At 59.1% G+C, this 22644-nt stretch carries 29 protein-coding genes; 15 read left to right on the plus strand and 14 right to left on the minus strand.

The window, feature by feature from the left end; genetic code table 11:
- Positions 1–122 precede the first annotated feature (122 nt).
- From SynBIOSU31_RS01270 to SynBIOSU31_RS01290, 5 genes are all read left to right on the plus strand, one after another.
- Complete coding sequence (locus SynBIOSU31_RS01270; RefSeq protein ID WP_186491512.1) at positions 123–1565, plus strand: nucleotide sugar dehydrogenase; 1443 nt, start codon at positions 123–125, stop codon at positions 1563–1565.
- Positions 1562–2584 (plus strand): NAD-dependent epimerase, encoded by a 1023-nt coding sequence (locus SynBIOSU31_RS01275; RefSeq protein ID WP_186491514.1) that lies wholly within the window; start codon positions 1562–1564, stop codon positions 2582–2584. The genes SynBIOSU31_RS01270 and SynBIOSU31_RS01275 overlap by 4 nt, the downstream gene beginning before the upstream one ends.
- A gap of 29 nt (positions 2585–2613) precedes the next feature.
- A complete protein-coding gene (locus SynBIOSU31_RS01280; protein WP_186491516.1) occupies positions 2614–3381 on the plus strand; it encodes a YdcF family protein in 768 nt (255 codons plus the stop codon).
- Between the two features lie 108 nt (positions 3382–3489).
- Positions 3490–3723 carry an AbrB/MazE/SpoVT family DNA-binding domain-containing protein gene (locus SynBIOSU31_RS01285; protein WP_186491518.1) on the plus strand — a complete coding sequence of 78 codons (234 nt, stop codon included), beginning with the start codon at positions 3490–3492 and terminating at the stop codon, positions 3721–3723.
- The gene (locus SynBIOSU31_RS01290; protein ID WP_186491526.1) at positions 3723–4109 is read left to right on the plus strand and encodes a PIN domain-containing protein; all 387 of its coding nucleotides are present in this window, start codon (positions 3723–3725) and stop codon (positions 4107–4109) included. The genes SynBIOSU31_RS01285 and SynBIOSU31_RS01290 overlap by 1 nt, the downstream gene beginning before the upstream one ends.
- 79 nt (positions 4110–4188) lie before the next feature.
- Here SynBIOSU31_RS01290 and SynBIOSU31_RS14660 read toward each other — a convergent pair whose 3' ends face one another.
- Entirely contained in the window at positions 4189–4350 is a 162-nt protein-coding gene (locus SynBIOSU31_RS14660; RefSeq protein ID WP_255477302.1) for a hypothetical protein, read from the minus strand.
- A gap of 164 nt (positions 4351–4514) precedes the next feature.
- Between SynBIOSU31_RS14660 and SynBIOSU31_RS14665 the strand changes: the two genes are divergently transcribed.
- A complete protein-coding gene (locus tag SynBIOSU31_RS14665; protein ID WP_255477303.1) occupies positions 4515–4748 on the plus strand; it encodes a hypothetical protein in 234 nt (77 codons plus the stop codon).
- A gap of 96 nt (positions 4749–4844) precedes the next feature.
- Here the strand turns inward: SynBIOSU31_RS14665 and SynBIOSU31_RS01300 are convergent, their stop codons facing one another.
- The 6 genes from SynBIOSU31_RS01300 to SynBIOSU31_RS01325 all read right to left on the minus strand — a co-directional run bounded on the left by SynBIOSU31_RS01300 (position 4845) and on the right by SynBIOSU31_RS01325 (position 7257).
- Positions 4845–5045: a photosystem II reaction center protein J gene (locus SynBIOSU31_RS01300; protein WP_115126958.1), complete on the minus strand. Its 201-nt coding sequence runs from the start codon at positions 5043–5045 to the stop codon at positions 4845–4847.
- A gap of 10 nt (positions 5046–5055) precedes the next feature.
- The gene (locus SynBIOSU31_RS01305; protein WP_066904825.1) at positions 5056–5175 is read right to left on the minus strand and encodes a photosystem II reaction center protein L; all 120 of its coding nucleotides are present in this window, start codon (positions 5173–5175) and stop codon (positions 5056–5058) included.
- Between the two features lie 23 nt (positions 5176–5198).
- Positions 5199–5336, minus strand: coding sequence for a cytochrome b559 subunit beta (gene psbF, locus SynBIOSU31_RS01310; protein ID WP_074160697.1), 138 nt, complete (start codon positions 5334–5336; stop codon positions 5199–5201).
- Positions 5337–5345: 9 nt separating this feature from the next.
- Entirely contained in the window at positions 5346–5594 is a 249-nt protein-coding gene (gene psbE / locus SynBIOSU31_RS01315) for a cytochrome b559 subunit alpha (RefSeq protein ID WP_186491527.1), read from the minus strand.
- A gap of 108 nt (positions 5595–5702) precedes the next feature.
- Positions 5703–6713 carry a photosynthesis system II assembly factor Ycf48 gene (locus tag SynBIOSU31_RS01320; protein ID WP_186491529.1) on the minus strand — a complete coding sequence of 337 codons (1011 nt, stop codon included), beginning with the start codon at positions 6711–6713 and terminating at the stop codon, positions 5703–5705.
- Positions 6714–6756: 43 nt separating this feature from the next.
- Positions 6757–7257: a rubredoxin gene (locus tag SynBIOSU31_RS01325; protein WP_370593645.1), complete on the minus strand. Its 501-nt coding sequence runs from the start codon at positions 7255–7257 to the stop codon at positions 6757–6759.
- A gap of 102 nt (positions 7258–7359) precedes the next feature.
- On the opposite strand from SynBIOSU31_RS01325, the gene SynBIOSU31_RS01330 reads away from it, so the two are divergent.
- Genes SynBIOSU31_RS01330 through SynBIOSU31_RS01340 form a run of 3 tightly spaced genes read left to right on the plus strand, consistent with a single transcriptional unit; the run spans position 7360 to position 9045 of the window.
- Positions 7360–7722, plus strand: coding sequence for an NAD(P)H-quinone oxidoreductase subunit 3 (locus SynBIOSU31_RS01330; RefSeq protein ID WP_186492761.1), 363 nt, complete (start codon positions 7360–7362; stop codon positions 7720–7722).
- A gap of 4 nt (positions 7723–7726) precedes the next feature.
- Positions 7727–8500, plus strand: coding sequence for an NADH-quinone oxidoreductase subunit NuoB (nuoB, locus tag SynBIOSU31_RS01335; RefSeq protein ID WP_186491531.1), 774 nt, complete (start codon positions 7727–7729; stop codon positions 8498–8500).
- Positions 8497–9045, plus strand: coding sequence for an NAD(P)H-quinone oxidoreductase subunit J (locus tag SynBIOSU31_RS01340; protein ID WP_186491532.1), 549 nt, complete (start codon positions 8497–8499; stop codon positions 9043–9045). The genes nuoB and SynBIOSU31_RS01340 overlap by 4 nt, the downstream gene beginning before the upstream one ends.
- A gap of 11 nt (positions 9046–9056) precedes the next feature.
- On the opposite strand, the gene SynBIOSU31_RS01345 is transcribed toward SynBIOSU31_RS01340, so the two are convergent.
- Entirely contained in the window at positions 9057–10418 is a 1362-nt protein-coding gene (locus SynBIOSU31_RS01345) for a gluconeogenesis factor YvcK family protein (protein WP_186492762.1), read from the minus strand.
- Positions 10419–10655: 237 nt separating this feature from the next.
- Between SynBIOSU31_RS01345 and SynBIOSU31_RS01350 the strand changes: the two genes are divergently transcribed.
- Complete coding sequence (locus tag SynBIOSU31_RS01350) at positions 10656–11399, plus strand: ABC transporter ATP-binding protein (protein ID WP_255477412.1); 744 nt, start codon at positions 10656–10658, stop codon at positions 11397–11399.
- Between the two features lie 3 nt (positions 11400–11402).
- Complete coding sequence (locus tag SynBIOSU31_RS01355) at positions 11403–12332, plus strand: MlaD family protein (RefSeq protein ID WP_186491533.1); 930 nt, start codon at positions 11403–11405, stop codon at positions 12330–12332.
- Positions 12333–12341: 9 nt separating this feature from the next.
- Here the strand turns inward: SynBIOSU31_RS01355 and SynBIOSU31_RS01360 are convergent, their stop codons facing one another.
- Positions 12342–14483 carry a putative cobaltochelatase gene (locus SynBIOSU31_RS01360; protein WP_186492764.1) on the minus strand — a complete coding sequence of 714 codons (2142 nt, stop codon included), beginning with the start codon at positions 14481–14483 and terminating at the stop codon, positions 12342–12344.
- Positions 14484–14504: 21 nt separating this feature from the next.
- Between SynBIOSU31_RS01360 and folK the strand changes: the two genes are divergently transcribed.
- Positions 14505–15014 (plus strand): 2-amino-4-hydroxy-6-hydroxymethyldihydropteridine diphosphokinase, encoded by a 510-nt coding sequence (folK, locus tag SynBIOSU31_RS01365; RefSeq protein ID WP_186491534.1) that lies wholly within the window; start codon positions 14505–14507, stop codon positions 15012–15014.
- Position 15015: 1 nt separating this feature from the next.
- Here the strand turns inward: folK and SynBIOSU31_RS01370 are convergent, their stop codons facing one another.
- On the minus strand, positions 15016–16761 hold the full coding sequence (locus tag SynBIOSU31_RS01370) for an ATP-binding cassette domain-containing protein (RefSeq protein WP_186491535.1): 1746 nt from the start codon (positions 16759–16761) through the stop codon (positions 15016–15018).
- Positions 16762–16787: 26 nt separating this feature from the next.
- Here SynBIOSU31_RS01370 and SynBIOSU31_RS01375 point away from each other — a divergent pair, with 26 nt between their 5' ends.
- Positions 16788–17348, plus strand: coding sequence for an NUDIX hydrolase (locus SynBIOSU31_RS01375; RefSeq protein ID WP_186491536.1), 561 nt, complete (start codon positions 16788–16790; stop codon positions 17346–17348).
- Between the two features lie 12 nt (positions 17349–17360).
- Positions 17361–18839, plus strand: a complete 1479-nt coding sequence (locus SynBIOSU31_RS01380) for an FAD-binding domain-containing protein (RefSeq protein ID WP_186491537.1) — start codon at positions 17361–17363, stop codon at positions 18837–18839.
- A 2-nt stretch (positions 18840–18841) separates the two neighbouring features.
- Here SynBIOSU31_RS01380 and SynBIOSU31_RS01385 read toward each other — a convergent pair whose 3' ends face one another.
- Together SynBIOSU31_RS01385 and SynBIOSU31_RS01390 are read right to left on the minus strand one after the other, a co-directional pair.
- Complete coding sequence (locus SynBIOSU31_RS01385; protein WP_186491538.1) at positions 18842–20053, minus strand: DegT/DnrJ/EryC1/StrS family aminotransferase; 1212 nt, start codon at positions 20051–20053, stop codon at positions 18842–18844.
- A gap of 10 nt (positions 20054–20063) precedes the next feature.
- The gene (locus SynBIOSU31_RS01390) at positions 20064–20681 is read right to left on the minus strand and encodes a thioredoxin family protein (RefSeq protein ID WP_186491539.1); all 618 of its coding nucleotides are present in this window, start codon (positions 20679–20681) and stop codon (positions 20064–20066) included.
- 123 nt (positions 20682–20804) lie between these two features.
- Between SynBIOSU31_RS01390 and SynBIOSU31_RS01395 the strand changes: the two genes are divergently transcribed.
- Positions 20805–21311: a hypothetical protein gene (locus SynBIOSU31_RS01395; RefSeq protein WP_186492765.1), complete on the plus strand. Its 507-nt coding sequence runs from the start codon at positions 20805–20807 to the stop codon at positions 21309–21311.
- On the opposite strand, the gene SynBIOSU31_RS01400 is transcribed toward SynBIOSU31_RS01395, so the two are convergent.
- Positions 21269–21697 (minus strand): hypothetical protein, encoded by a 429-nt coding sequence (locus tag SynBIOSU31_RS01400; protein ID WP_186491540.1) that lies wholly within the window; start codon positions 21695–21697, stop codon positions 21269–21271. The two genes, SynBIOSU31_RS01395 and SynBIOSU31_RS01400, sit on opposite strands and share 43 nt — an antisense overlap.
- A gap of 3 nt (positions 21698–21700) precedes the next feature.
- Positions 21701–22642 (minus strand): FAD-binding domain-containing protein, encoded by a 942-nt coding sequence (locus SynBIOSU31_RS01405; protein WP_186491542.1) that lies wholly within the window; start codon positions 22640–22642, stop codon positions 21701–21703.
- Positions 22643–22644: the final 2 nt, after the last annotated feature.

Consider the following 22644-nt stretch of genomic DNA (forward strand, 5'->3'; position numbering starts at 1 on the left):
CTCTCCGTTAAGGCTCTCGCCACAACAGTGCTAGCCATCTTGAAGACCACCACCTAGGGCCGTTTCGCCTCTAAGAATCAGCGATAACCTTCCAGCGTTTGACGGCTTAGCCCCACCACTAAATGCCTGTTGCTTCAATTCGCTCTATTTGTTGCATCGGTGCTGGCTACGTAGGCGGACCAACCATGGCGGTCATCGCCGATCGCTGCCCTGACGTTCAGGTCACAGTCGTTGATATCAACCAGACCCGCATCGATGCCTGGAACAACAGTGATCTGAGCAGGCTGCCGGTGTACGAGCCAGGCTTGGATGCCGTTGTTAGGCGTGCGCGAGGCCGCAACCTGCATTTCTCAACGGCTGTGGAAGAGGCGATCGCCGCAGCAGACATGGTGTTCATTTCGGTGAACACACCCACCAAAACCAAAGGGCTTGGTGCCGGTCAGGCCAGCGATCTACGTTGGGTGGAAGCCTGTGCCCGTCAGGTGACCAAATCGGCAACGGGCCACACGATTGTGGTGGAGAAAAGCACTCTCCCAGTTCGCACCGCGGAAGCAGTGAAGGCCATTCTGGCCTCTGCGGAGCAATCTTCTGATGGCTCCCAGGTCACGTTCGCGGTGTTGTCTAACCCTGAATTTCTGGCGGAAGGCACAGCAATCCAAGATCTTGAGTCCCCTGACCGGGTGTTGATCGGCGGAGAAGATCCTGATGCCATCGATTCTTTGGTATCTGTTTACAGCCATTGGGTCCCTCAAGAACGGATTCTGCGCACCAACCTTTGGAGCAGCGAGCTCTCCAAGCTCACGGCAAATGCATTTCTGGCCCAGAGGATCAGCTCGATCAATTCCGTTGCAGCCCTTTGTGAAGCCACTGGCGCTGATGTGCGTGAGGTGGCCCGGGCAATTGGCAGCGACAGCCGCATTGGTGCGAAATTTTTGCAGGCAGGCCCAGGTTTTGGTGGCAGTTGCTTCCAGAAAGACATCCTCAACCTTGTTTATCTCTGCAGGCATTTCGGGCTTCCCGATGTGGCCAACTATTGGGAATCGGTGGTGCAGCTGAATAGCTGGCAGCAGCACCGCATTGCTCGCACTGTGGTGCAGAAACTGTTCGGCACCGTCACCGGCAAACACGTGGCCATCCTGGGTTTTGCTTTCAAGGCTGACACCAACGACACCCGTGAAGCGCCGGCAATCCGAATTGCCAAGGACCTCCTGGAAGAGGGCGCTCAGCTCGCTATCCACGACCCCAAGGTGGATTCGGAGCAAATTGCCCGTGACTTGCAGCTGCCCGCCAGCACAGAACCTGATGTGGAGTCAGGTCTTACTCGGGCGGCACTGAGTGGTGAGGGCACCTGGTGGCCCAGTGACGACATCGCCTCTGCGATCAAGGGAGCTGATGCCGTAATCATCCTCACGGAGTGGAATCAATATCGAGAGCTCAATTGGGCGGTACTGGCTCCATTAATGCGTCAGCCCGCCTGGGTGTTTGATGCCCGGTCTGTCGTCACACCTTCTGAGATTCAAGCTGCTGGTCTGAACCTCTGGCGCGTGGGTGAAGGCCAGCCATGACCCTTCCAGTTTTGGTGACAGGTGCCGCCGGTTTCATCGGAGCAGCCCTCAGCTTGCGGTTGCTTGAGCGAGGGGAGAAAGTGGTCGGTGTCGATAACCTCAACAGCTACTACGACCCCCAACTCAAACGTGCGCGCCTTGCACGGATTGAGGAAGTAGCTCCACCAGATGCCTGGCGGTTTGAGCAGCTGGCACTGGAGGATGGTGAAGCCTTGATGCCATTGTTCGCGTCAGAGCAGCCACGGGTGGTGGTCAACCTGGCAGCACAAGCTGGTGTTCGCTATTCACTGGAGAATCCAGCTGCCTACATCCAGAGCAATCTGGTGGGTTTTGGGCAAATCCTTGAAGGTTGCCGCCATCACGGAGTGGAGAACCTGGTCTACGCCTCCAGCAGTTCGGTGTATGGCGGCAATCGCAACCTGCCGTTCCATGAACGCCAGCCTGTCAATCACCCGGTGAGCCTCTACGCCGCAAGCAAGAAAGCTAACGAGCTGATGGCTCACACTTACAGCCACCTCTATGGCTTGCCTGCAACCGGACTGCGTTTTTTCACCGTCTATGGCCCCTGGGGCCGGCCGGATATGGCACCGATGCTGTTTGCCAAGGCAATTCTTGCGGGCGATCCGATCAAGGTGTTCAACCACGGAAAGATGCAGCGTGATTTCACCTACATCGACGACATCGTCGAAGGGGTCCTTCGCTGCTGCGATAAACCAGCAACAGCCAATCCCGACTTCGATCCGCTTCAGCCTGATCCGGCATCGGCCGCAGCCCCGCATCGGTTGTTCAACATCGGTAACAGCCAGCCCACTGAATTGCTGCGCTTCATTGAGGTGATGGAGCAAGCGCTGGGCAAAGAAGCGATCAAGGATTTCCAGCCGATGCAGCCTGGTGATGTGGTGGCGACTGCTGCGGATACCCAGGCTCTTGAGGAGTGGGTGAGCTTTCGTCCCAGCACTCCGATCGAAGAAGGTGTGGATCGCTTTGCACGTTGGTATCGGGAGTTTTACGACGTCTGAGTTTGATCGCCACTGGCCCGAACTCTTCTATGGCCATCTGGCTGAGCAAAATCCTGCCGTTTGCTCTGTTGCCAATTGGCCTCAGTTTGATTCTGCTTTTTGTGGGCTTGATCGGTCGCTGGCGCTGGCCAGTGATCACGGCTGTGGTCTTGCTTTGGCTGTTTTCGCTGGGGCTGGTGAGCCAGATCCTCTGGCGTTTGTTGGAAGCACCCTGGCAACGCCAATCGGCAGCCAAGGCTGAGAATGCTGATGCGATCGTTGTGCTCAGTGGCGGACGTCACCCGGCTCCCGGCGCTGCGAAGGTCAGCGAGTGGCATGACCCAGATCGCTTTCTCGCAGGACTCGATCTGTATCGCAAGGGCAAAGCGCCGCGCTTGCTGTTTACCGGCGGTGCCAGTCCGTTCAGCCCAGGCCAGCCACTGGAAGGGGAGCGTTACTCAGAGGAAGCCAAGCAGTTCGGCATTCCTGCTGCGGCGATGCAGAGCACACCGCCCGTGGTCAACACAGCGCAGGAAGCCATTGGGATTCGCAAGCTGCTTCAGAGTCCTGATCGCTCAGCCAGCATCCAAAGAATTCTCTTTGTCACCAGTGCATTTCATATGCGCAGAGCCCAACGCTTGTTCGAACGCCAGGGGGTGAAGGTGATTCCATTCCCGGTGGATTTCCAGGCCCGTGGCCACTGGGCAGGGCCGATTTGGCGCGATCCCACCCAGTGGCTTCCGACCGCTGCGGCTCTTGATGGCAGCTCACGGGCCTTGCGTGAGTTGCTTGGCAGACTGGCTTATCGGGCCTGGTAGCTCTTCGTTTCCGGGATGGGTTTTCCTTTTACAGCAGTCAGGCTTGTTCGGGAGGTATTGGTTAAGTGAATTACATGTAGCCTGACTTTGTAATTCACTGGTTGGGTCTTGAGAAGCGCGATCACCTCGCGTGGCCAAACCGTTATCCCAGTTGCGATTCGTGAGCGCTTTGATCTGGGTCCATCTCAACGCTTGGAGTGGTTGGTTGAAGAGGACGGTTCGATTCGAGTGGTGCCTGTGGTGGCATCTCCCGTGCAGACCTTTCGCGGACAGGGTCGTGCAGGTGGCTCTACAGCGAGGCTCCTGGCAGATCGGGAGCTCGATCGAAACGCTGAAGGGTGATGCCAGCTTTTTGCCTCGATACCTCAGCAATCATTACCTTGCGAGATGACGAGCCAGGCGCAGAGCGCGTCGCCACGTTGTTGGAAGGACCTGATCTCTGTCTCGCCTGTTTCATCACGCTCATGGAGGTGCTCTACCGGGTTTGGAAAGACGAAGGAGAGAGGAGTGGGCGTCTTGCTTATGAACAGTTGCAATCTTTGCAAATCCAATGGGTTGACCAGACAGAACCCTTGTTACATGAGGCCTCTCGAATCAAGGCGTCGCATCCACTTTCCGTTGCTGATGCCTGGATCGCTGCCACGGCGATCCTCAGTCGGGCAACGCTGCTGCATAAGGTCCCAGGATTTGAGGCCATGACTGAGCTGGATCAGGATTGGTTGGCTTGAAGACCATTGATGGCAAGAGCAGATCTTCGAGGGCTGCTCTGAGGGGGAGAGCGATTTCAGTTGATCGAACCAGCAGTTTTCAGCAGCGGTCGTAATAGCGCTTGCCATCCTCCCGTTTCTGGCGGTGTCGCCCTGCTTCTCTGCGGGAGTACTCGCTTGCTGTGGGTTTGGTCACGATCGGATCCTCATGCGCCACTTGTTGCCATAGCTTCCAGGGCGCCCAGCGCACCGTGTGATTCACGCGGTTGTGCTTAATCAAATGGCACCAGTGCAAGCATCCGCACTTGGGGCAATACAACTCTTCTAGCCACTCATTCTCAGCACCAGAACTGGATAGGCGTTGATGATCAGCTGGGCGCGTTTGGCTGAGATACCTCGCTGATGGAGTTGTTACGGCTGCAGTAGGTGCAGGTAGTGCTTTCTGCCGTTACCTTCGATGTGCTGCTCTGGGTGGGCTGGGCAAAACAGTTGCCGCTTCTTGGCGCGGCGATTGCGCTTGGGCGAGTTCGAAACCTTGAAGGCGGCTGGCTTCCGGGTAAGAAGAACCATCAGAGACTGCCTTTCCCCTCAACCGTATGCCGGCGAGGTGGCCTTTGTCTGTTGCCTATGCATGAACTGCATTGTTGGGATCAAAGCTGATTGGATGGATTGATCCGCTGGGATGAATCTGCAAAAAACCACAAAAAAACCGGGTGTGAACCCGGAACTTTGTTTAAAAAATAAGTGCCGAACAATTCAGGCGGAACCAACACCGGTGTAAGACCCGTAGAAGAACAATCCGACAACAAAGATTGCAGCCATCCCTCCTGCAGTCGCGATCAGCCATAGAGGCAATGTGCCTTCTGTCCAGCGAGAGCGCCAAGCAACTGCTGGGCGACCATCGGGTAAACGATCGGGAATACGACCGTCGGGAAGACCTGATTTCTTACCACTCATGATTCAGACCTCAGTTGAAGAAGTAGCTGGAGAACAGAATGCCTGTGACGAACACAAACAGAAGACCCAGATAAAGGCTGGTCCGGTTGAGTTCAACCGGCAAGGTATTGGGATTTTTGTTGCGCTCCATGGTGTCTCAGAACTGGTGGGAAATCAGCGGCGAATGAATTGCATGGCGGCCAAAGCGCCAATAAAGAACACCGCGGGTACTCCCAGGGTGTGAAGGGCAAGCCAGCGAACCGTAAAGATCGGATAAACGCGGGGTTTTGAGGAGGTGGGTGTCTGCGTCATGGAAAATCCTTATTTCAGGCGTAAGTCAAGATCCGACTTGCCTTCGAAGCGCTGACCAACCACAGGAGCTTTGCTCTCACTGGCTTGGTAATACGAGTCAGGGCGTGGGGTTCCGAAAGCGTCGTAGGCCAGGCCTGTAGACACAAACAGGAATCCAGCAAGGAAGATGGAAGGCAACGTGATTGCGTGGATCACCCAATAGCGAATACTGGTAATGATCTCGAAAAACGGACGTTCCCCGGTTGAGCCGGCGGCCATGACTTCGGGTGTAACAGCTCAGTGATCTTAAGGGCAGGGGTCCGGCGACTGCGCCGGCTCCTGCCAGTTGGTTACAGAGCGTTGTTCGCCAAGCGGCCCCAGTCGCTCTCAGCTCGACGCTGACCAGCGCAGCATCAACCCGCGCTCACCTAGCAGAAACGCATGCTTCTGATTGCCTGTGTCGTCGAAAGCAAAGCGATTGAAGTTGGTTGGTGCTTGCACGCTCTCAGGGTCGCGCTCCCAGCTGTTGCCCTCATCTCGGCTGACCAACAGGGTGCCGTTACCACCGCTGGCCCAAATCGCTCCGTCATCAGACCAGGCCATGTCCATGTAGCCATAGCCGTTGGTGATGGGGATGATCGGCTTGCTCCAGTTCTCTTTGTCGGCTGCATCCTCGTTGAAGCGGATCTGTGCCCCACGAGCCACCATCCACAGCCGGCCGTCGGGCTGGTATCCAATGCTCTGCAGCCTTTGGCTGCTGACCCGCTGATGGACTTGCCAGACCGTCTGGCCTGGATCCCAGGTGGCGTAGAAGTTGCCCAAGCTGCTGACGCTGACGTAGGCGCCATCAGGACTCCGCCGCAGATCGCGAATGGAACCTGCGGCATCACTCACCTCAGCGTCCCAGCTGCCACCGCCGTCGCTGGTTCGGTACACAGCTCCCACATTGGTGGCTAGTTCCGCACTGTTTGGCCCAATGGCAGTGATCAGATAAGGCTCGCCTGGAAGCTTGGTATCCAAGAACAAGCGCGTCCAGTTCTGCCCACCATCGGTGGTGTGCATCAGCAGTCCAGGTTGACCTGCAATCCAGCCGTCATCACCTTCGAAAGCGATGCTGATCAGGCGGAAGTTTTCTTCTTCTGGCAGATCCAGGCTGCGTTCATTCCAGCTGGCGCCACCGTCATTCGTTTCAAGAATTAGGCGGTTGCTGCCCACCAAATAGCCATGGTCGGCGCTGGTAAAGGCAACATCCAGCGGATTGGCCTGGGTGTTGAGATCGATCACCTGCCAGGGGCTTGCTGTTGCAGTGGGAACCTTGGTGGTGACGCAACCGCCGAGACCGAAGCCGATGCAGACCACGAGTGCCAACTTGGCCAGGGATTTGATCAGGGAATTCATGCCGGATTGAGAACGAAGGCAGGCTTGGAGCAATGCGGGTGATCTAGCGCAGTGAATACAACGAGAGGAAGAAGGCAAATCCAAGAGCCAAGCTGCCGAAGATCAGCACATTCTTCTGTCCTGGGGTCAAACGATTGACGCCCAGGCCGAAATCGAGATTCTCTTCGAACCCACTGGCCTTGGAGCGAGGTCCAATGTCGCGGAAGGCGCCAACTCTGCTGCGGCAGACCGGGCAGCGGAACGCCAAAGCATCCAGCTGCTGAAAAGCAGTGCCCGATTCGATGCGCAGTTTTTTGACGCCTTCTTCAGGGTCGTAGACGAATCCGCAGCTACGGCATTCGAAACGGTGCGTGAGTGGATCACTTGGTTGTTCCGCCAGAGTCTTTTCTGGGGCGCGCACCTTTGTATCTGTTGAAGTCTCGACTGAAGGATCAGCTTCAGAGACTTGCTCCACCTCGTTGTCAGCAATTTCGGAAGCAGCAATTTTGGAACCAGAAATTGTCTGATTCGCAGGGTCCTGCGGTGCTTGTGGTTCGTCGCTCACCGCTGATTGACCCAAGGGGGATACCACTCTATCGACGCCAGCTGGCCAAACGTCAGCTAAAGGCTGCAAATGCCAGACTGCATGTCATTCCGATCAGCCCAGATGTTTGTCCTTCCGGGGTACGACGCTTTCCTCGGCTTCCTGCTGATTGCAGCGGCTGTGCCTGTGTTGGCCCTGGTGACGAACAAGCTTGTGTCTCCCCGGAGTCAGGTTGGCGAGCGTGAACTCACCTATGAGTCGGGCATGGAGCCAATTGGCGGAGCCTGGATCCAGTTCAACATCCGCTACTACATGTTTGCGTTGGTCTTCGTGATCTTCGATGTGGAAACGGTTTTCCTCTATCCATGGGCCGTGGCATTCCACCGGCTAGGTATTTTGGCTTTCATAGAAGCCTTGGTGTTCATTGCCATCCTTGTGGTGGCTTTGGCCTATGCCTGGCGCAAGGGCGCCCTGGAGTGGAGCTGATCCCATGACCTCATCCATTGAACGTGCTGCAACAACAGGAGAACCCCCCTCGATTCAGGCGGTCCGCGATCTGAGGGAATCCAGCTGCGGACCTGTGGCTGGCGCTGCGGATGGTGTGCCGACCGTCACTCAGGACCTCAGCGAAAACATCATTCTCACGAGCTTGGATGATCTGCACAACTGGGCACGACTGAGCAGTCTTTGGCCACTTCTCTATGGAACGGCTTGCTGCTTCATTGAATTCGCTGCCTTGCTGGGCTCACGTTTTGATTTCGATCGTTTCGGTCTTGTGCCGCGCAGTTCACCGCGTCAGGCCGATCTCTTGCTCGTCGCTGGCACGGTCACGATGAAGATGGCGCCAGCGCTGGTGCGTCTCTATGAGCAGATGCCTGAGCCCAAATATGTGATCGCCATGGGTGCCTGCACCATCACCGGTGGCATGTTCAGCTCAGACTCCACGACCGCCGTTCGCGGAGTGGACAAGCTGATTCCCGTTGACCTCTACTTGCCCGGCTGTCCCCCCAGGCCTGAAGCGATCTTCGATGCGGTGATCAAGCTGCGTAAGAAAGTGGCCAACGAATCCGTGGCAGATCGTCGTCTGCTAATTCAGACCCATCGCTACTGCACGGTGGAGCATGCGATGACTCCTGTTGAGCCGATCGTCACCGGTGCTTACTTGCGTGCTGAAACTCAGGTTGCTGCACTCAAACCTGGCGCAGGATTGCCGATGCCTGCTTTGGAGACAGCTGAACCCGTCAAGATCCCTGAGGAGTCATGAGCGCAACCCCTGAGAAGGAAACCAAGGCAGATGTTCCAGTTGCGACGGGACCGGATCCAGGGCCTGTCAGTCAATGGTTGAGTGAGCAAGGTTTTGATCACGCTGTGCTGGATCCTGACCATGTCGGGGTCGAGCAGATCGGTGTGGAGGCGTTGTTTCTCCCTGTGATCGCAGCAGCTCTCAAAAGCCACGGTTTTGATCATTTGCAATGCCAAGGCGGCTACGACGAAGGGCCTGGCCAGCAATTGGTCAGCTTCTATCACTTCATCGCACTGGCAGAAGTTGCTGATGGTCTGGTGGATCAGCTACGCGAAGTACGTTTAAAGGTGTTTCTATCCAGGGAGGGAGAGCCCTCTATTCCCAGTCTCTACGGACTATTCCGAGGTGCCGACTGGCAGGAACGCGAGACTTTCGACATGTTCGGTATCAATTTTGAAGGCCATCCCCATCCCAAGCGGTTACTGATGCCTGAGGATTGGACCGGTTGGCCACTGCGCAAGGACTACGTGCAGCCTGATTTTTATGAGATGCAGGACGCTTATTAAGTCGGACTGTTTCAACTCATAGCAGACGTTCTTTCTGCTTTGTACCTTCTGTAAAAGCGCATCACTCCCAGGGCCAAGCTGCGGGGGTCATGACGCAGGGTTGCTGTAGGCCGGCTGCCCTGCAGTGTTGCTTCCATCACGTCGTATCCCTCGGCTTCCAGTTCGCGGCGGTTGCAGGTCACCGGCTCAGCGCCGCGTGAGCGGTAATGCTTGATCAGCGGCGATTGCCGAATGGGCTCTTGAGCGAGCACAGCATCAAACAGTCGATGGCTGATGCCGAGTGAGGCCAATTGCGCTTCGATCGCTCTCAAATGTCCGCTCACATCCAGACCATCGGTTTCTCCGGGCTGCGTCATCAGATTGCAGATGTAAAGCCTGGGTGCGCGGCTGCGTTGGATGGCGCTCACCAGTTCAGGGACCAGCAGATTGGGCAGCAGTGAGGTGTAAAGGCTGCCTGGGCCCAGCAAAATCAGATCGGCTTGTGCAATGGCTTCAAGAGCCCTCGGGAGTGCTGGCGGACGTTCAGGCAAGCAGCCCAGACGAACGATGGGGCTCGGTGCCTTGCCGATCGCCGATTCGCCTTCTATGCGGCGACCGTCTTCTAGTTCCGCCCAAAGCCGCACATCCACATTCGTGGCGGGCACCACCTGGCCCTGCACCGCCAGCACGCGGCTTGAGGCGGTGATCGCGGTTTCCAGGCTGCCGGTGATGGCCGTGAGTGCCGACAGGAACAGATTGCCGAAGCTATGACCTTCAAGACCGCCTCCGGCGGAGAACCGGTACTGGAACAGACGGGTCAGCAGCGGTTCTTCGGTGGATAACGCGGCCAGACAGTTGCGGATGTCGCCAGGTGGCTGCACGCCCAGCTCTCGTCGCAGCACGCCGCTGCTGCCACCATCGTCAGCCACGGTGACGATGGCCGTGATGTGGCTGCTGTAGCGCTTGAGGCCACTCAGCAGCGTGGAAAGCCCGGTGCCGCCGCCGATGGCGACGATGTTTGGACCACGGTTGAGGCGGCTTTTGGCGCGCAGCGCATCCACCAGCACGGTGTCTTTTTCTGGAGCCAGGGCCTGCTGGATGGAGCCGAAGCTGCGGCTCTGCCCCCAGAGCAGCAGGCCGACTCCCACGAGCAGCACCAATGGTCCGGTAATGCCCCTTGGCATCACTCTTGTGATCCAGCTCAGGGATTCCTGGATGGCCCAGAGCATCCAGTAGATCGGCTGTAAGTCGGCCCAGACGGCAGCACCGAGCAGGGCCAACATCAGGCCAATCCCTGAGGTGAGTAGCCAGCGCTTCACGACCAGACCTGGTTGGAGCCAACGCACGGCTCGGCGGGAGCGCAGCATCAGATCGCGCTGCCGTTCGGCCTGCATGGCCCGGATGCGTTGACGGCGTCCGCGATGGCTGGGGCTGGTCAAGTGCAATCCGGGGCCAGGGTCGTCGCTTCCCTCGCGATAAGTGAACTGTACGGAAGTTGTTCCTGATGGCCATCCCTAATAGTGCAAACAGGGCAAGATGGGTCTGTAACGCGCAATCGCTCCGTGCAGACCAGGCTGGATTCAACATCTCCAGCAACCCAGACCCCAGTGGTGGAGATGCGTGGTCTCACGATGCAGTGGGGATCCAAGCCTGTTCTTGACGATGTGTCGCTCTCCATGCAGCCAGGAGAACGTATTGCTGTGGTGGGGCCTTCAGGAGCTGGCAAATCCACGGTGCTGCGATTGTTGGCTGGATTGCAGGTCCCTACAGCTGGTGAACTGCGCCTGTTTGGTGAATTGCAGGAGTACTTGCGCCTGGATCAGCGACGGCCGCCGGATGTGCGTCTGGTGTTTCAAAACCCTGCATTGCTGGCTTCGCTCACGGTTGAAGAAAACGTCGGCTTTCTATTGATGCGTCTTGGGCGCATGACAGCTCCCCAAATTCGTGAGCGCGTGCAGCAGTGTCTTGAGGCTGTTGGACTGAATGATGTGGCTGATCAATATCCGGGTCAGCTCAGTGGCGGCATGCAGAAACGAGTGAGCTTTGCCAGGGCTCTGATTGATGATCCCGATCGCGAAGAGGGCGCGATGCCTCTGCTGCTGTATGACGAGCCGACGGCAGGGCTTGATCCTGTGGCCTCAACCCGCATTGAGGATCTGATCGTGAAGACCACCACCGTGGCCCGCGGCTGCTCGGTTGTGGTGAGTCATGTGCACAGCACCATCGAGCGTTCAGCCGAACGGATTGTGATGCTCTATGGCGGCCGTTTCCAGTGGGACGGCTCGGTCGATGAGTATCGCTCCACCGATAACCCCTATGTCGTTCAGTTCAGGACGGGTAACCTGCGCGGACCGATGCAGCCCTCCGATCAATGAGCCATGCGCCGTAGTGTCCGTGAAGCCCTTGTGGGGTTTTCGATCGTTGGAGCGATTGCAGGATTTGCTGGCACCATGCTGTGGCTGAGAGGTGTGCGTCTGGGGTCGGAGACCTGGACTGTGACTGCAGACTTCGCCAATGCCGGAGGACTGGCGGCCCGTTCCCCCGTGACCTTCCGGGGAATCATGGTGGGCACGGTCCGATCCGTTGATGTCACTCCGATGTCGGTGAAAGCAACGCTTGAGATCAATGCCGATGACCTGAAGTTGCCTTTGCCCGTCAAGGCAACGGTCTCCTCGGCATCACTATTGGGGGGCGATTCACAGGTTGAACTGGTCACAACCGGTGCGCCGCTCCCGAAGAACGCGCCAATGCCGAAATCTGGCGGTTGTCGTAACAGCGGAATCCTTTGCAACGGTGCAACCGTCCCTGGCGAGTCAGCGGCGAGTCTTTCCACCGTGACTGCCTCCCTGGAGCAGCTGCTCAATCAGGCTGAGAAGTCGAATCTGATCCCCCAGCTGGTGGAGTCCACCAAGCAGTTCGGGATCACCAGTCAGGACGCTTCCAAGTTTTTGAATACGGCTGATGTGGCGGCTGAAAATGTCGACACGCTGGTCCATCAGCTGCGCGCTGAAGTGGCCAGAGCCAAGCCCACCATTGAAAATCTGAATAGGGCCACTGCGGAGGCTGCCGCTGCTGCGGCCCATATCAACAACTTGGCAGGGGCCATCGATAACCCAGAAACAGTCAGTGATCTGAAGCAGACGGTGACCAATGCCCGTGAGCTCACAGCTCGCATCGACCAGGTGGGTGGTGATATCGAACAGCTCACCGATGACCCCCGTTTCATGAAGGGTTTACGCAGCCTGATGATCGGACTCGGCACCCTGTTCGAGGAGGTCTATCCCGCCCAAACGGGTGGCTCGAAGTAGGTCTGTAGATCAGGTCACGGCGTTGATGGCATCCATGGCAATGGCCGCGATCGCTTGATCACTGGCCTTGGGGAGCTGCACGTATTTGCCCCCGGCGGCTTCGGCCAGGTCTTTGCCCATGCCACTGCCAATGAATTTGCGTTCGGTGTCGATCACTAAAAGCTTGATTCCCAGCATGCGGTAGCGCGTCGCTACATCCAGCACTTCCTGTTTGAGGTCAGGCTTCTCTTCGCCTTCCAGTTCAGGCTGGCCTAGGGAGGTGCTGAGGGGCACGTTGCCACGCCCATCGGTGATGGCCACCACTACAACCTGGCCCAGATCGCCTGTTGCCAGGGCGTTAGCGCCAACACGGGCTGCCTGGGTCAGTCCGTGGGCTAACGGTGATCCGCCGCCGCAGGGCATCGATTCCAGCCGCCGGCGCGCTGCGGTGATCGAGCGTGTGGGCGGCAGCAGCACCTCGGCCTGATCGCCTCGGAAGGGGATCAGCGCCACTTCGTCGCGGTTTTCATAGGCCTCGGTGAGCAGCCGAATCACGGCACCTTTGGCGCTCTGCATGCGGTTCAGGGCCATGGAACCGCTTGCATCCACTAGGAAAATCACCAGGGCACCGGCCTGGCGCTGCAACAGCTTGGCGCGCAGATCGGATTCCTCAACGATCACGTTGCGCCCTGGCTGGCGTTCGCGCCTTGCCTTTTGATAGGGCGCCGCCGCGCGCAGCGTGGCATCCACGGCGATGCGCCGTACGGGCCCCCTGGGCAGCATCGGTTTCACATAGCGGCCGCGGCTGTCGCTGAGCACCACCGAACGACTGCCGCTGCTTCCGCTTTTGCTCTTGGCTGCATTGAACAGCAGCAGGTCGGGATCGATGGACACCGCCTCCGGATCGAGCATGAATTCCTCTGGAACCGAGGGCGGTGCTTCGTCCTGGTCCGACTCGTCATCGTCCTCGTCGCGATTGTCGTCTTCGCGGTTCTCGTCTTCGTCGTTGGAGTCGTCTTCGGGCGAGTCGCTCTGATCCTGATCAGTGCCTTGCGGCGGAGGCGGTTGGTTTTCCGGGTTCTGCTCCCCTGCGTCCGGTGGCGGCGGTGGCTCCATCTGTTGATCTGGCGGTGGCAGTTGCGACGCACGCGGGGCGATGACCAGGGCTACAGCCACCTGCAGGTCGTCTGCTTCGACCTGTTCACGGCCACTGAGGGCTGCATGGGCTCTGGCGACGCGTACGGCATAGAGCTCGGATCGGTGGCCTTCCACACCACCGCGAAGCGCTTCGGTCACGAGGTACTCGATTTGCTCGCGGCTGATGCGCACGTCCGGCAGCCACTGACGGGCCAGTAGAAGCTGGGTGGCCAGAGCATCGGTCTCCTCTTTCCAGCGCTCGGAGAAACTGCGGCTGCACTGACCATGGCTCAGCACCGCATTGGTGATTTCGACGCGTTCCTCCGTGCTCACTAGTTGGTTGGCTGAGAGGGCGATCGCAAAGCGGTCGAGCAGGTGGTCGCGGACGTTGCCCTCCTCGGGGTTGTAGGTGGCGATCAGCAGCGGCCTGCAGGGGTGGCTGAGGCTGAGGCCTTCCCGTTCCACCTGGTTTTCGCCAGCGCCGACCGCTGCCAGCAAAAGATTGATGATGCCGTCATCGAGCAGGTTGAGCTCATCGACGTACAGCACTCCGCGGTGAGCTTCTGCGAGCAACCCCGGCTGGAAGACAGCGCTGCCGCTGGCCAGTGATGCGGCCACGTCGACGGCGCCGACTAGGCGGTCTTCGGTGATGCCGAGGGGCACCTGCACGAAGGGAGCCGGAATCACCTTGGAGGGTGGTTCGTGGCTCAGCCGCTCGCGCCAGTTCTCATCCCATTCCTCGGGTCGGGTCGGGTCGAGGTTGAGACCTGGTCCTGCAGGCACATAGGCGCTGTCTTGATCCAGCACCTCGATCGGTGGCAGCAGGGCGTGCAAGCCTCGTGCCAGAACCGATTTGCCGGTTCCTCGCCCTCCGGCGATGATCACGCCTCCCAGAGCCGGGTCCACCGCTGCCAGCATCAGCGATAGTTTCAACGTTCCATGGCCTGTGATGGCTGCCAGTGGGAAGGCACGGCTTGCCTGTTCCTGAGCAGCTGTGCTGGCTAGTCCGCTGGCGACCCCTCCACCTGAAACCATGAATGTTTGCCGGCCCAGGGTGTGAGCGCCAGTCTCGCTGATCAGGCTCATTGTCTTGCGATCGCTCTTGGGGCGAACCTCCCCAGTGCCGTGGGTACGCCTCGTCAGACGCTGATCACAGTGCGTCCTCAAGTGGAGCAGCTTGTGATCGCTTGGGCCAGGTCAGCCGCGGGAGAACTTCGCTGCTCCTGGTCACCATTGTTTGAGACGGTTCCTGTGGGTGGGCCTTCAGGTCAGCCGCTGTACTGCAATGCCGTGGTGCTCATCAAAGGAGTCCAACGCCCTGTCGTTGAGGCCGCGGCGTTGGAGCTGCTTATGGAGCTGCATCAGCTGGAGCGACGTTTCGGCCGAGATCGAGGCCAGGAGTTGCCATGGGGTCCGCGCAGTCTCGATTTGGATCTTTTGTTCTGGGGGGAATGGCGTCTCGAACATCCGCGTCTGGTCTTACCTCACCCCCGCCTGCACCTGCGCCAATTTGTTCTCGAGCCCCTGTTGGCAGCCATGCAGCGATCAGTCGACTGGCGTCCCTAAATCAGATCTTGATCACTGCAGAGGCCAGTTCGATCACCACATCGGCTTGCTTCAGCAGAGCCGGGTCGTGGCTGCTGATCAGCACTAGTCGCTCTCGCGACCTTTCATGGATTACATCACGCACTATCTGGCTGGCGCTGGCATCGAGAAATGCTGTGGGCTCATCCAGCACTTCGACCGGTCGGCTCCGCAGCCAGGCACGCAATAGGCCGAGTCGATGCAGTTCACCACCTGAGAAGGGCATCTGGGCGAGCGACATGGGGGAACTGAGCCCGTCTTGCCGGTCGAGCAGATGGCTGAGGCCTAAGCGATGCAGCCATTCCTCAATGATCTGGTCTGGAAGATCAGCGCCAAGCAGCAGGTTGTCGCGCAGGCTTGCTTCCAACAGCACCGCATGTTGTGGTGCACAGGCGATGAGGCCTCGCAGCTGCTGAGCAGCGGGCAGACCAGAGAGCCGCAACGTCTGCTCATGGCAGTGGATTGACCAGCAGCTGTTTTCTTCGTCTCCAAGTCCGCTGAATCGATCCAGAAGCTTGGTTTTGCCACAGCCTGAAGCCCCTGTGATCACGACCAGGCGCTGCGGTTGAAGACTGATCGATGTCGGCTCAAGGGCTTCAGGGTCCGTGCTTTGCCAGTGAAGCTGGCTCCAGCGTTCCAGTTCGAGTCTTGGCAGAGAGTGTTCGCTTAGAGGAGTGCCACTGGTCTGTGCAGGATTGGACCGCAGTTGATGGCGACGCTCACGCAGAGCCTCATATCCAGGCAGATTTCCGAGGCACAGGCGTCGGGCTAGCACCACTGCACTGAGGGATGTGCCGGCTCGGTAGGACAGCACCAGTGTTGTGGCCAGCACTTCAGCCGTGAGCGCATCCCCCTGCCTCAGCATCCAGATGCCAGCAATGGCCACCACCAGCGTGTCGCGCCAGGCGTTGTAGCCCGCTCGTCTGCGCACGCGTTCTTTCAGCAACCAGCGGCCTTTGGCCGTCTCCTGCGCAAAGCGGTTTAGGAGCCAGTCTTCAGCGGCAGCGGCACGCAAGGCTTTGAGTCCATGTAGGCCATCCCCAACGGTGCGTTGCAGGGCTGCATTCAGACGGCTCTGGATCCTGCCTAGTCCCCAACTGCCGGACCGCCTCAGCAGGGCCGCGCCGGCGGTTGCCGCCAGCGCCAGCAGCAGCGGCCAGGCTGCAGTGCGCCCCACGAACAGCACGCTGATGAGGTAAATCAGCATCGCCAGCAAGGCCTGAACCATGCGCAAGGCTTGATCCAGGCTCATGGCAGAGCGAGTGATGTCGGCCATCAGTAGCGCCAGTAGATCACCTCGGCCAAGCCGATCAAGCTGCCGGGAGGAGGCTGAGAACACCTCGTGTAGCAACTGCTGCCGAAGCCGGTCGGTGAAACCGGAACGCAGCCATTCCCTGCTGATGGCCACGCGGGCCTGAATCAGACCCCGAGCAAGGATCAGGCTTACCAGCAGGGCCAGGCTGGACGACAGGGGCAGCCCTTTGAGCAGCGTCGGTGATGCAGCGGATTCTGTCCCCGAGTTCAGCAAGAGGCTGATGGCCAGCCCAAGTCCAGCGATATCCAGCAGGCTGCTGACCACGCTCAACATGGATTGCAACATCAGATGTCGCCATCCCGCTTCCTGCGCCAAAGCTTTCAGGAGCTGCAGCTGCTGCAGCAGTGCTTGATCAGTCAGTGCGATGCGGAATGAAGCAAAAGTCGTCCGTCGATCCTGACGCTCAACCGCCATGCTGGTGCCCAACGTCCTGAGAAGCCATGGCCCCGCTGCCGGCTCCAGAGCCCTACGAGCTACTGGAGACCATCGATGCCCTGGATGCGCGCAAGGTGCGCTTCGAACGCAACCGCATCAGGTTGCCGATGGGAGTGGAGGGCAGCTTTGGGATCATCCGGCATCCCGGTGCATCCCTTGCTGTGCCGATCACGAGTGAGGGTCAGGTGGTGGTGTTGCGTCAGTATCGCTTCGCCGTTCAGGCCAGGCTGCTGGAGTTCCCTGCTGGCACCCTTGAGGACGGAGAAGATCCTCTCGAGTCGATGAAGCGGGAGCTCGGGGAAGAAGCGGGCTATAGCGCCGCTCGCTGGGATGCCCTCGGTCCCATGCTGCCCTGCCCGGGGTACTCCGATGAGGTCATTCATTGCTTCTTGGCCAGGGATCTCATAGCGCTGGAGAATCCCCCCGCGGGAGACGACGATGAGGATCTGGAGGTCCTGCAGATGAGTCCTGCCGAACTGGATGCTCGCCTGAGTTCCGGCGAAGAGTGGCTCGATGGCAAGAGCGTCACCGCTTGGTATCGGGCCAAGCAATTGCTCGGTTTCTGAATTCAACTAAGGATGAGTACCCCTCGCACGCTGTTCTGGCACCGCCGCGATCTGCGCTTGGCGGACAACTCAGGTCTTCAGGCGGCCGTAGCACTAGGCCCGGCTGTGACTGGCGTTTATGTGCTCGATCCGGCTCTGATCACTCCGCCACCCCAGCTGCCGCCGATGGCACCAGCCCGGTTGTGGTTTCTGGTGGAGAGCCTGGTCGAACTGCAACAGCGCTGGCGCCAGGCCGGTAGTCGCCTCCTGGTGTTGGCCGGTGATCCTGTTCAACTGTTGCCGCAGCTGGCAGATCTTCTGAACGCGCCCACTGTGGTCTGGAGTCGCGATGTAGAGCCCTATGCCCGCGAGCGTGACCGTCAGGTGGCCAAGGCCTTGCAGACCGATGGGCGCAAGCTGCTGGTCGACTGGGACCAGCTGCTAGTGGCGCCGGAGTCACTCAAAACTGGTGGTGGTGATCCTTATCGGGTGTATGGGCCATTCCTGCGCAATTGGCGTGGTCAGGTCGAGCGCCTCGGCCCAAGCACCACAGAAGCTCCGCAAGGCCTGCAGGATCTGACGCAGTCCCAGCTTCAGCAGATCAGCTCTGCAGAAGGCGATCTTGGTCGGCTTTGTTCCCAGGGACAGTCTGAGCTTGAACGTCTGCGTAGCAACCATGGCTTCGCAGGTACCGACGTGTGCCCTTGCCGCCCTGGAGAAATCGCAGCAGGCGACCAGTTGGTGACGTTCGCTGACGGCCCCCTGCTTGGCTACGAGCCGGACCGCAATTTCCCGGGGCAGCAGGGGACTTCATCCTTAAGTGCGGCTCTGAGTGTTGGCACGGTCAGCCCCAGACAGGCTTGGTGTGCTGCTCAGAGCGCCAAAGAGATCGTGCGCAGTGATGAACAGCAGCATGCGATCACGGTGTGGGAGCAGGAGTTGGGCTGGCGTGAGTTTTACCAGCAGGCGTTGTTCCATTTTCCCGAATTGGCGGATGGTCCCTACCGCGAGCAGTGGCGACGCTTCCCCTGGGAGAACAACGAACAGTGGTTTGGCTTCTGGAGAGAGGGCCTAACGGGGATGCCGATCATCGATGCAGCGATGCGTCAGCTCAATCAGAGCGGTTGGATGCACAACCGCTGTCGCATGATTGTCGCTTCTTTTCTGGTTAAAGACCTGATCTGCGATTGGCGTTGGGGCGAGCGGGCGTTCATGGAGCTGGAGGTGGATGGCGACCTTGCGGCCAACAACGGTGGTTGGCAGTGGAGTGCCAGCAGTGGAATGGATCCCAAGCCCTTGCGAATTTTCAATCCGGCGACACAGGCATCAAAGTTTGATGCCGATGGCGATTACATCCGTCACTGGTTGCCGGAGCTGCGCCATGTGAACACCAAGGATCTGATCAGTGGTGAGATCGGTGCATTGGAGCGACGCGGATATCCCGAGCTTCTGATCGATCACAAGAAACAGCAAGCCCACTTCAAGGCGCTGTATGCCACGATCCGATCCTGAGCTCAGGCGGCCACGCCGCAGGTTTGCGAGTCCAGTGGGGCGGTTTGGATGAGTAGCGAGCGAAGCACAGAAATGACCTGTTCTTGCTGTTCGTTGGAGAGCTCGGGGAAGATCGGCAGACTCAGCACCTCGCTGCACAACTGCTCGGTTACAGGTAGGCGGGTGCTTTGGTGTTGATCGGCGTAAGCCGGTTGGCAATGTATGGGAATGGGGTAATAAATGATCGTGCTCACTCCCCGCTCCTGAAGGCTCTGTCTCAGCCAATCACGGCAATGACTGCTAGGTAGTCCGAACTCACTCGGGCGATGGCTGGCATTGGAGGAGACCTCAGTTGGACAGACCGTGACACGCACGACAAATTGATTCCAGCCATGGTCGTTGCAAGTCGACGCATCGGGTAGCAGCAGGCCTGGTATATCCTGGAGAGCTTCGCGGTAACGCTGGGCGATCTGCCGGCGCCGATCAACCCACTGGTTGAGTCGGGGCAGTTTCACGTTGAGTACAGCGGCCTGCATCGCATCGAGCCGACTGTTGTAGCCGAGCTCCGTGTGCAGGTAGCGGCGGGGCATGCCGTGTACAGCCAGCTCACGCATGCGCTGAGCAAGCTCTGCGTCGTGGCAGGTGATGGCTCCGGCATCACCTGCCGCTCCAAGATTTTTGGTAGGAAAAAAGCTGAAGCAGCCCGTATCGCCCCAGCTGCCCACCGGTCGCCCCTTCCAGCTCGCTCCTGTGGCTTGAGCACAGTCCTCAATCACGCGCAGATTGTGGTCCTTGGCGATCGCCATCAACCGCGTCATGTCGACAGGCCGACCGAACAAATGCACCGGGATTAGGGCTTTGCTCGCCGCAGTAATCGCCGCAGTGATTTGATCGAGGTCGATCAGGTAGGTGAGTGGATCGACATCCACGAACACGGGTGTCGCACCCACAGCGCTAATCGCTTCGGCTGTGGCAAAGAAGCTGAAGGAGGCTGTGATGACTTCATCACCGGCCCCAATTCCGAGCGCTCTCAACGCCAGGATCAGTGCATCAGTGCCGCTATTGCAGCCCACGGCGTGGGCAGTCCCTACCGCCGCTGCGAAGGCTGTTTCAAACGTCTTGATTTCGGTGCCACCGATGTACTGCCCGCTGCGCAACACACGCAGCGCGGCTTCATCGAGTTCCGGCCCCAGGTCGGCGAGCTGCTGACTGAGGCTGAAGGGAGGCACCTGCATGGGGGGCACCTTAAGCCGGTGCCCCGAACCACGGTGGCTCCTGTCCGGGATGCCACTTGATGTTGCAGCCGACGGATGGCTGCTGTTCCTTGCTGACAGGTTGGCCATTCAGGACCGCATCCAGTGCCTTGCGCAGATCGCGACCATCCAGTTGAACGTCGTTCCCCGGGCGGCTGCCGTCGAGCTGACCGCGATAACGCAGGGTCTGTAGACCCGCATGATCTGGACTGAAGAGATAGAACTCTGGTGTGCAGGCACCCTTGAGCGCTTTGGCCAGGTTCTGCTGCTCATCCAGCAGATAAGGGAACCTCCACTGTCGCTGCTCCGCCTGATGGCGCAGCCCTTCAGGACCATCCTGGGGATGGGTGATGAGGCTGTTGCTGGAGACGGCCAGCAGGGTCACCTCTGGGCCGTAATGCTCAGCAATCCTGCTTAGTTCGGGTTCCACATGCTTCACAAACGGGCAGTGCGCGCAGATCAGCATCACCAGCAGCGGTTGTGCAGGCAGCTCGCTGTCGCTGAGAGTTGCTGAGTCAGCGGCACCGATCAAGCTTCCGCTCACCACGGGCAACTGGAAGGCAGGCAGCGCTTCGCCGAGCGGCAGCATGGTCGAGGGAGTGAGAGCCATGGCGAACGAGCAACAAATGGTGCATCGCTCTTCATCCTGGTTCAGAATCCGGCGCTCCGGTGCAGTGAACGCGTGCTCAGGCGTGCCCAGGCAGCTCGGATCCCAGTCATTTCGCTAGCTCTGATGCTCGGAGCCTGCTCGGCACCGCAAGCTGCCAGCTGGAAAGTGTTTCCGCTGCAGCGGCGTATGCCCCATGACGGGCTTGCGGTTGTGAGTCAGCCCGATGGCTTTGGTCTCCATTTGTTTCTTGAAACCGACACTGACGATCCAGGGGAGTGCAAACCCCGCTGGTTTCCCGATGCGGCACGTCTCTTCAATGGCAATGGCACAGCGCCCTTCAGCGCAGGGCTGGCGCCGCGAGAGGAATTCTTCGCTGCTGTGCGTCGCAGCGATGTGCGCCGTGCTTTGCAGGCCGAGTTGAAGGCCCTCTGCCAGCAGCGGGCTCCCCAGGCCCGCTGGCAGTGGACGCCCCCGCCCACCGAGGCCTCGGAACTCATGCCACTACACCTGCCGGCTTATGAGCGGCGGGATCTACTGAGGGATCCCGCCAAAGAAAAGCGGCTTGAGGACGACCTGCTGGGTGACGCTCAGAAGGCTTCCCAGACCACTGGTTCGGCCTCTCGCCAGTAGCGGCTGAATCGACCAAGCCGTGGTGGTCGCGGCATGGTCACGAACGGTTCTGGTTCAAGCAGTTCCAGTGGGCAGTGCTCTTCGATGGAGGTCGCGATGCGTTCCAGGCGAGGGTCGACGGGCAGGCTGCTCAAGATGCCATCTGCGTTGTGTCGTTCAGCAAAGGCAATCACTTCCTTGACCACATCGCCCTTGCGCAGGGTGATGGGCAGATCCAGGGCGCTTTCGTACAGGAAGCCAAGCCGCTTGCGGCTGATACGGGCTTCCTGGATCCAGCGGGTATCAAAAACAAAGAGGGCTGGGCTATTCGGCCGTTCAAGCAGCGCTGGGTTGCGGGAACCGAGTGCTTCCTCGTGCACCCAGATGACAGGGCGTTGAAAAGACATGGCTTATCGCTTCGGTCGGGCCATGGCCGCTTGGCCGCTTCCCTTCAGGCTCTGCTGTCGGCCTGAGCGTTGCTGGTGGTTGCGGCTGCGTCTGGTCGGTACATCGCGAATGGAGCCCTGATTGGCGAACAGCTGATTTTCCAGCTGTTCGTAACTGCCCTCGAATGGACAGCGCTCACTGCTGGAACAACTTCTGCAGAACTGTCCATCGCTGAACCGTTCCAAATTGCCTTTGTTGAAAAAGTAAGGCTTGTGGCTGAAGCTGCTCGCGACCCACTGCCAACTCAGGTGGTTGCTGGAGGGATCTCCATCTAGGAGATGCTCCAGAAACCAGTCTGCGCCCGCTTTCCAGTGCACCTTGCGCCAATGCACTACATAAGCCGCCATCCACATTCGGGCGTGATTGTGCAGCCAGCCGTGGGTGGTGAGCTTGCTTTGAAATTCATCCATGCAGGCCAGACCTGTTCGTCCTGTGCGGATGTCTTCAGGTAGCTCTCGGGCGTAAGTAGCAGGGTCGTGTCCGGTCTTCAGCTCTTCCTGGCTGTCGTGAATGCCATCTCCGAGATCTCGCCACATGCGCTGCCAGAAGTCCCGCCAGCCCAGCTCGTTGATCAACTTGCTGCCCTCGTCGCGGCTGCGAATGCGTTGGAACACGGCATCACGGACCTCAGCGAGGCTGAGCACACCGTGGCGGATGTAGGGCGACAACCCGGTGACGGCGCCTTTGAGGTGATTGCGGCTTTTGGTGTAGCGCCGCGGGTCGAGACGAGCCAATTTTGTTTCGGCGGCTGCACGACCTCCGCGCAGTGGACTGAGACTGCCGACGGCTTCAGGAAACTGTTCGCCCAGCAGGCGATCGAGGGCTCTGCGGTCCGGAAGATCCCTGGGAAGATCTCCAGACTGTTCTGGCCATGACAAAGAGGTTGAGCTGGGCTGCGAGGGCACCG

It is taken from the genome of Synechococcus sp. BIOS-U3-1 (genome assembly GCF_014279975.1).
In the GTDB taxonomy this organism is placed as follows: Bacteria; Cyanobacteriota; Cyanobacteriia; order PCC-6307; family Cyanobiaceae; genus Synechococcus_C.

What these genes read in the sequence shown, in the direction of transcription:
- SynBIOSU31_RS01270 (WP_186491512.1), top strand. Translation starts at nt 123, where the DNA reads ATGCCTGTTGCTTCAATTCGCTCTATTTGTTGCATCGGTGCTGGCTAC.
- SynBIOSU31_RS01275 (WP_186491514.1), top strand. Translation starts at nt 1,562, where the DNA reads ATGACCCTTCCAGTTTTGGTGACAGGTGCCGCCGGTTTCATCGGAGCA.
- SynBIOSU31_RS01280 (WP_186491516.1), top strand. Translation starts at nt 2,614, where the DNA reads ATGGCCATCTGGCTGAGCAAAATCCTGCCGTTTGCTCTGTTGCCAATT.
- SynBIOSU31_RS01290 (WP_186491526.1), top strand. Translation starts at nt 3,723, where the DNA reads ATGCCAGCTTTTTGCCTCGATACCTCAGCAATCATTACCTTGCGAGAT.
- SynBIOSU31_RS01300 (WP_115126958.1), bottom strand. Translation starts at nt 5,045, where the DNA reads ATGAGTGGTAAGAAATCAGGTCTTCCCGACGGTCGTATTCCCGATCGT.
- SynBIOSU31_RS01305 (WP_066904825.1), bottom strand. Translation starts at nt 5,175, where the DNA reads ATGGAGCGCAACAAAAATCCCAATACCTTGCCGGTTGAACTCAACCGG.
- psbF (WP_074160697.1), bottom strand. Translation starts at nt 5,336, where the DNA reads ATGACGCAGACACCCACCTCCTCAAAACCCCGCGTTTATCCGATCTTT.
- psbE (WP_186491527.1), bottom strand. Translation starts at nt 5,594, where the DNA reads ATGGCCGCCGGCTCAACCGGGGAACGTCCGTTTTTCGAGATCATTACC.
- SynBIOSU31_RS01320 (WP_186491529.1), bottom strand. Translation starts at nt 6,713, where the DNA reads ATGAATTCCCTGATCAAATCCCTGGCCAAGTTGGCACTCGTGGTCTGC.
- SynBIOSU31_RS01330 (WP_186492761.1), top strand. Translation starts at nt 7,360, where the DNA reads ATGTTTGTCCTTCCGGGGTACGACGCTTTCCTCGGCTTCCTGCTGATT.
- nuoB (WP_186491531.1), top strand. Translation starts at nt 7,727, where the DNA reads ATGACCTCATCCATTGAACGTGCTGCAACAACAGGAGAACCCCCCTCG.
- SynBIOSU31_RS01340 (WP_186491532.1), top strand. Translation starts at nt 8,497, where the DNA reads ATGAGCGCAACCCCTGAGAAGGAAACCAAGGCAGATGTTCCAGTTGCG.
- SynBIOSU31_RS01345 (WP_186492762.1), bottom strand. Translation starts at nt 10,418, where the DNA reads ATGCAGGCCGAACGGCAGCGCGATCTGATGCTGCGCTCCCGCCGAGCC.
- SynBIOSU31_RS01350 (WP_255477412.1), top strand. Translation starts at nt 10,656, where the DNA reads ATGCAGTGGGGATCCAAGCCTGTTCTTGACGATGTGTCGCTCTCCATG.
- SynBIOSU31_RS01355 (WP_186491533.1), top strand. Translation starts at nt 11,403, where the DNA reads ATGCGCCGTAGTGTCCGTGAAGCCCTTGTGGGGTTTTCGATCGTTGGA.
- SynBIOSU31_RS01360 (WP_186492764.1), bottom strand. Translation starts at nt 14,483, where the DNA reads ATGGTTTCAGGTGGAGGGGTCGCCAGCGGACTAGCCAGCACAGCTGCT.
- SynBIOSU31_RS01370 (WP_186491535.1), bottom strand. Translation starts at nt 16,761, where the DNA reads ATGGCGGTTGAGCGTCAGGATCGACGGACGACTTTTGCTTCATTCCGC.
- SynBIOSU31_RS01375 (WP_186491536.1), top strand. Translation starts at nt 16,788, where the DNA reads ATGGCCCCGCTGCCGGCTCCAGAGCCCTACGAGCTACTGGAGACCATC.
- SynBIOSU31_RS01380 (WP_186491537.1), top strand. Translation starts at nt 17,361, where the DNA reads ATGAGTACCCCTCGCACGCTGTTCTGGCACCGCCGCGATCTGCGCTTG.
- SynBIOSU31_RS01385 (WP_186491538.1), bottom strand. Translation starts at nt 20,053, where the DNA reads ATGCAGGTGCCTCCCTTCAGCCTCAGTCAGCAGCTCGCCGACCTGGGG.
- SynBIOSU31_RS01390 (WP_186491539.1), bottom strand. Translation starts at nt 20,681, where the DNA reads ATGGCTCTCACTCCCTCGACCATGCTGCCGCTCGGCGAAGCGCTGCCT.
- SynBIOSU31_RS01395 (WP_186492765.1), top strand. Translation starts at nt 20,805, where the DNA reads ATGCTCGGAGCCTGCTCGGCACCGCAAGCTGCCAGCTGGAAAGTGTTT.
- SynBIOSU31_RS01400 (WP_186491540.1), bottom strand. Translation starts at nt 21,697, where the DNA reads ATGTCTTTTCAACGCCCTGTCATCTGGGTGCACGAGGAAGCACTCGGT.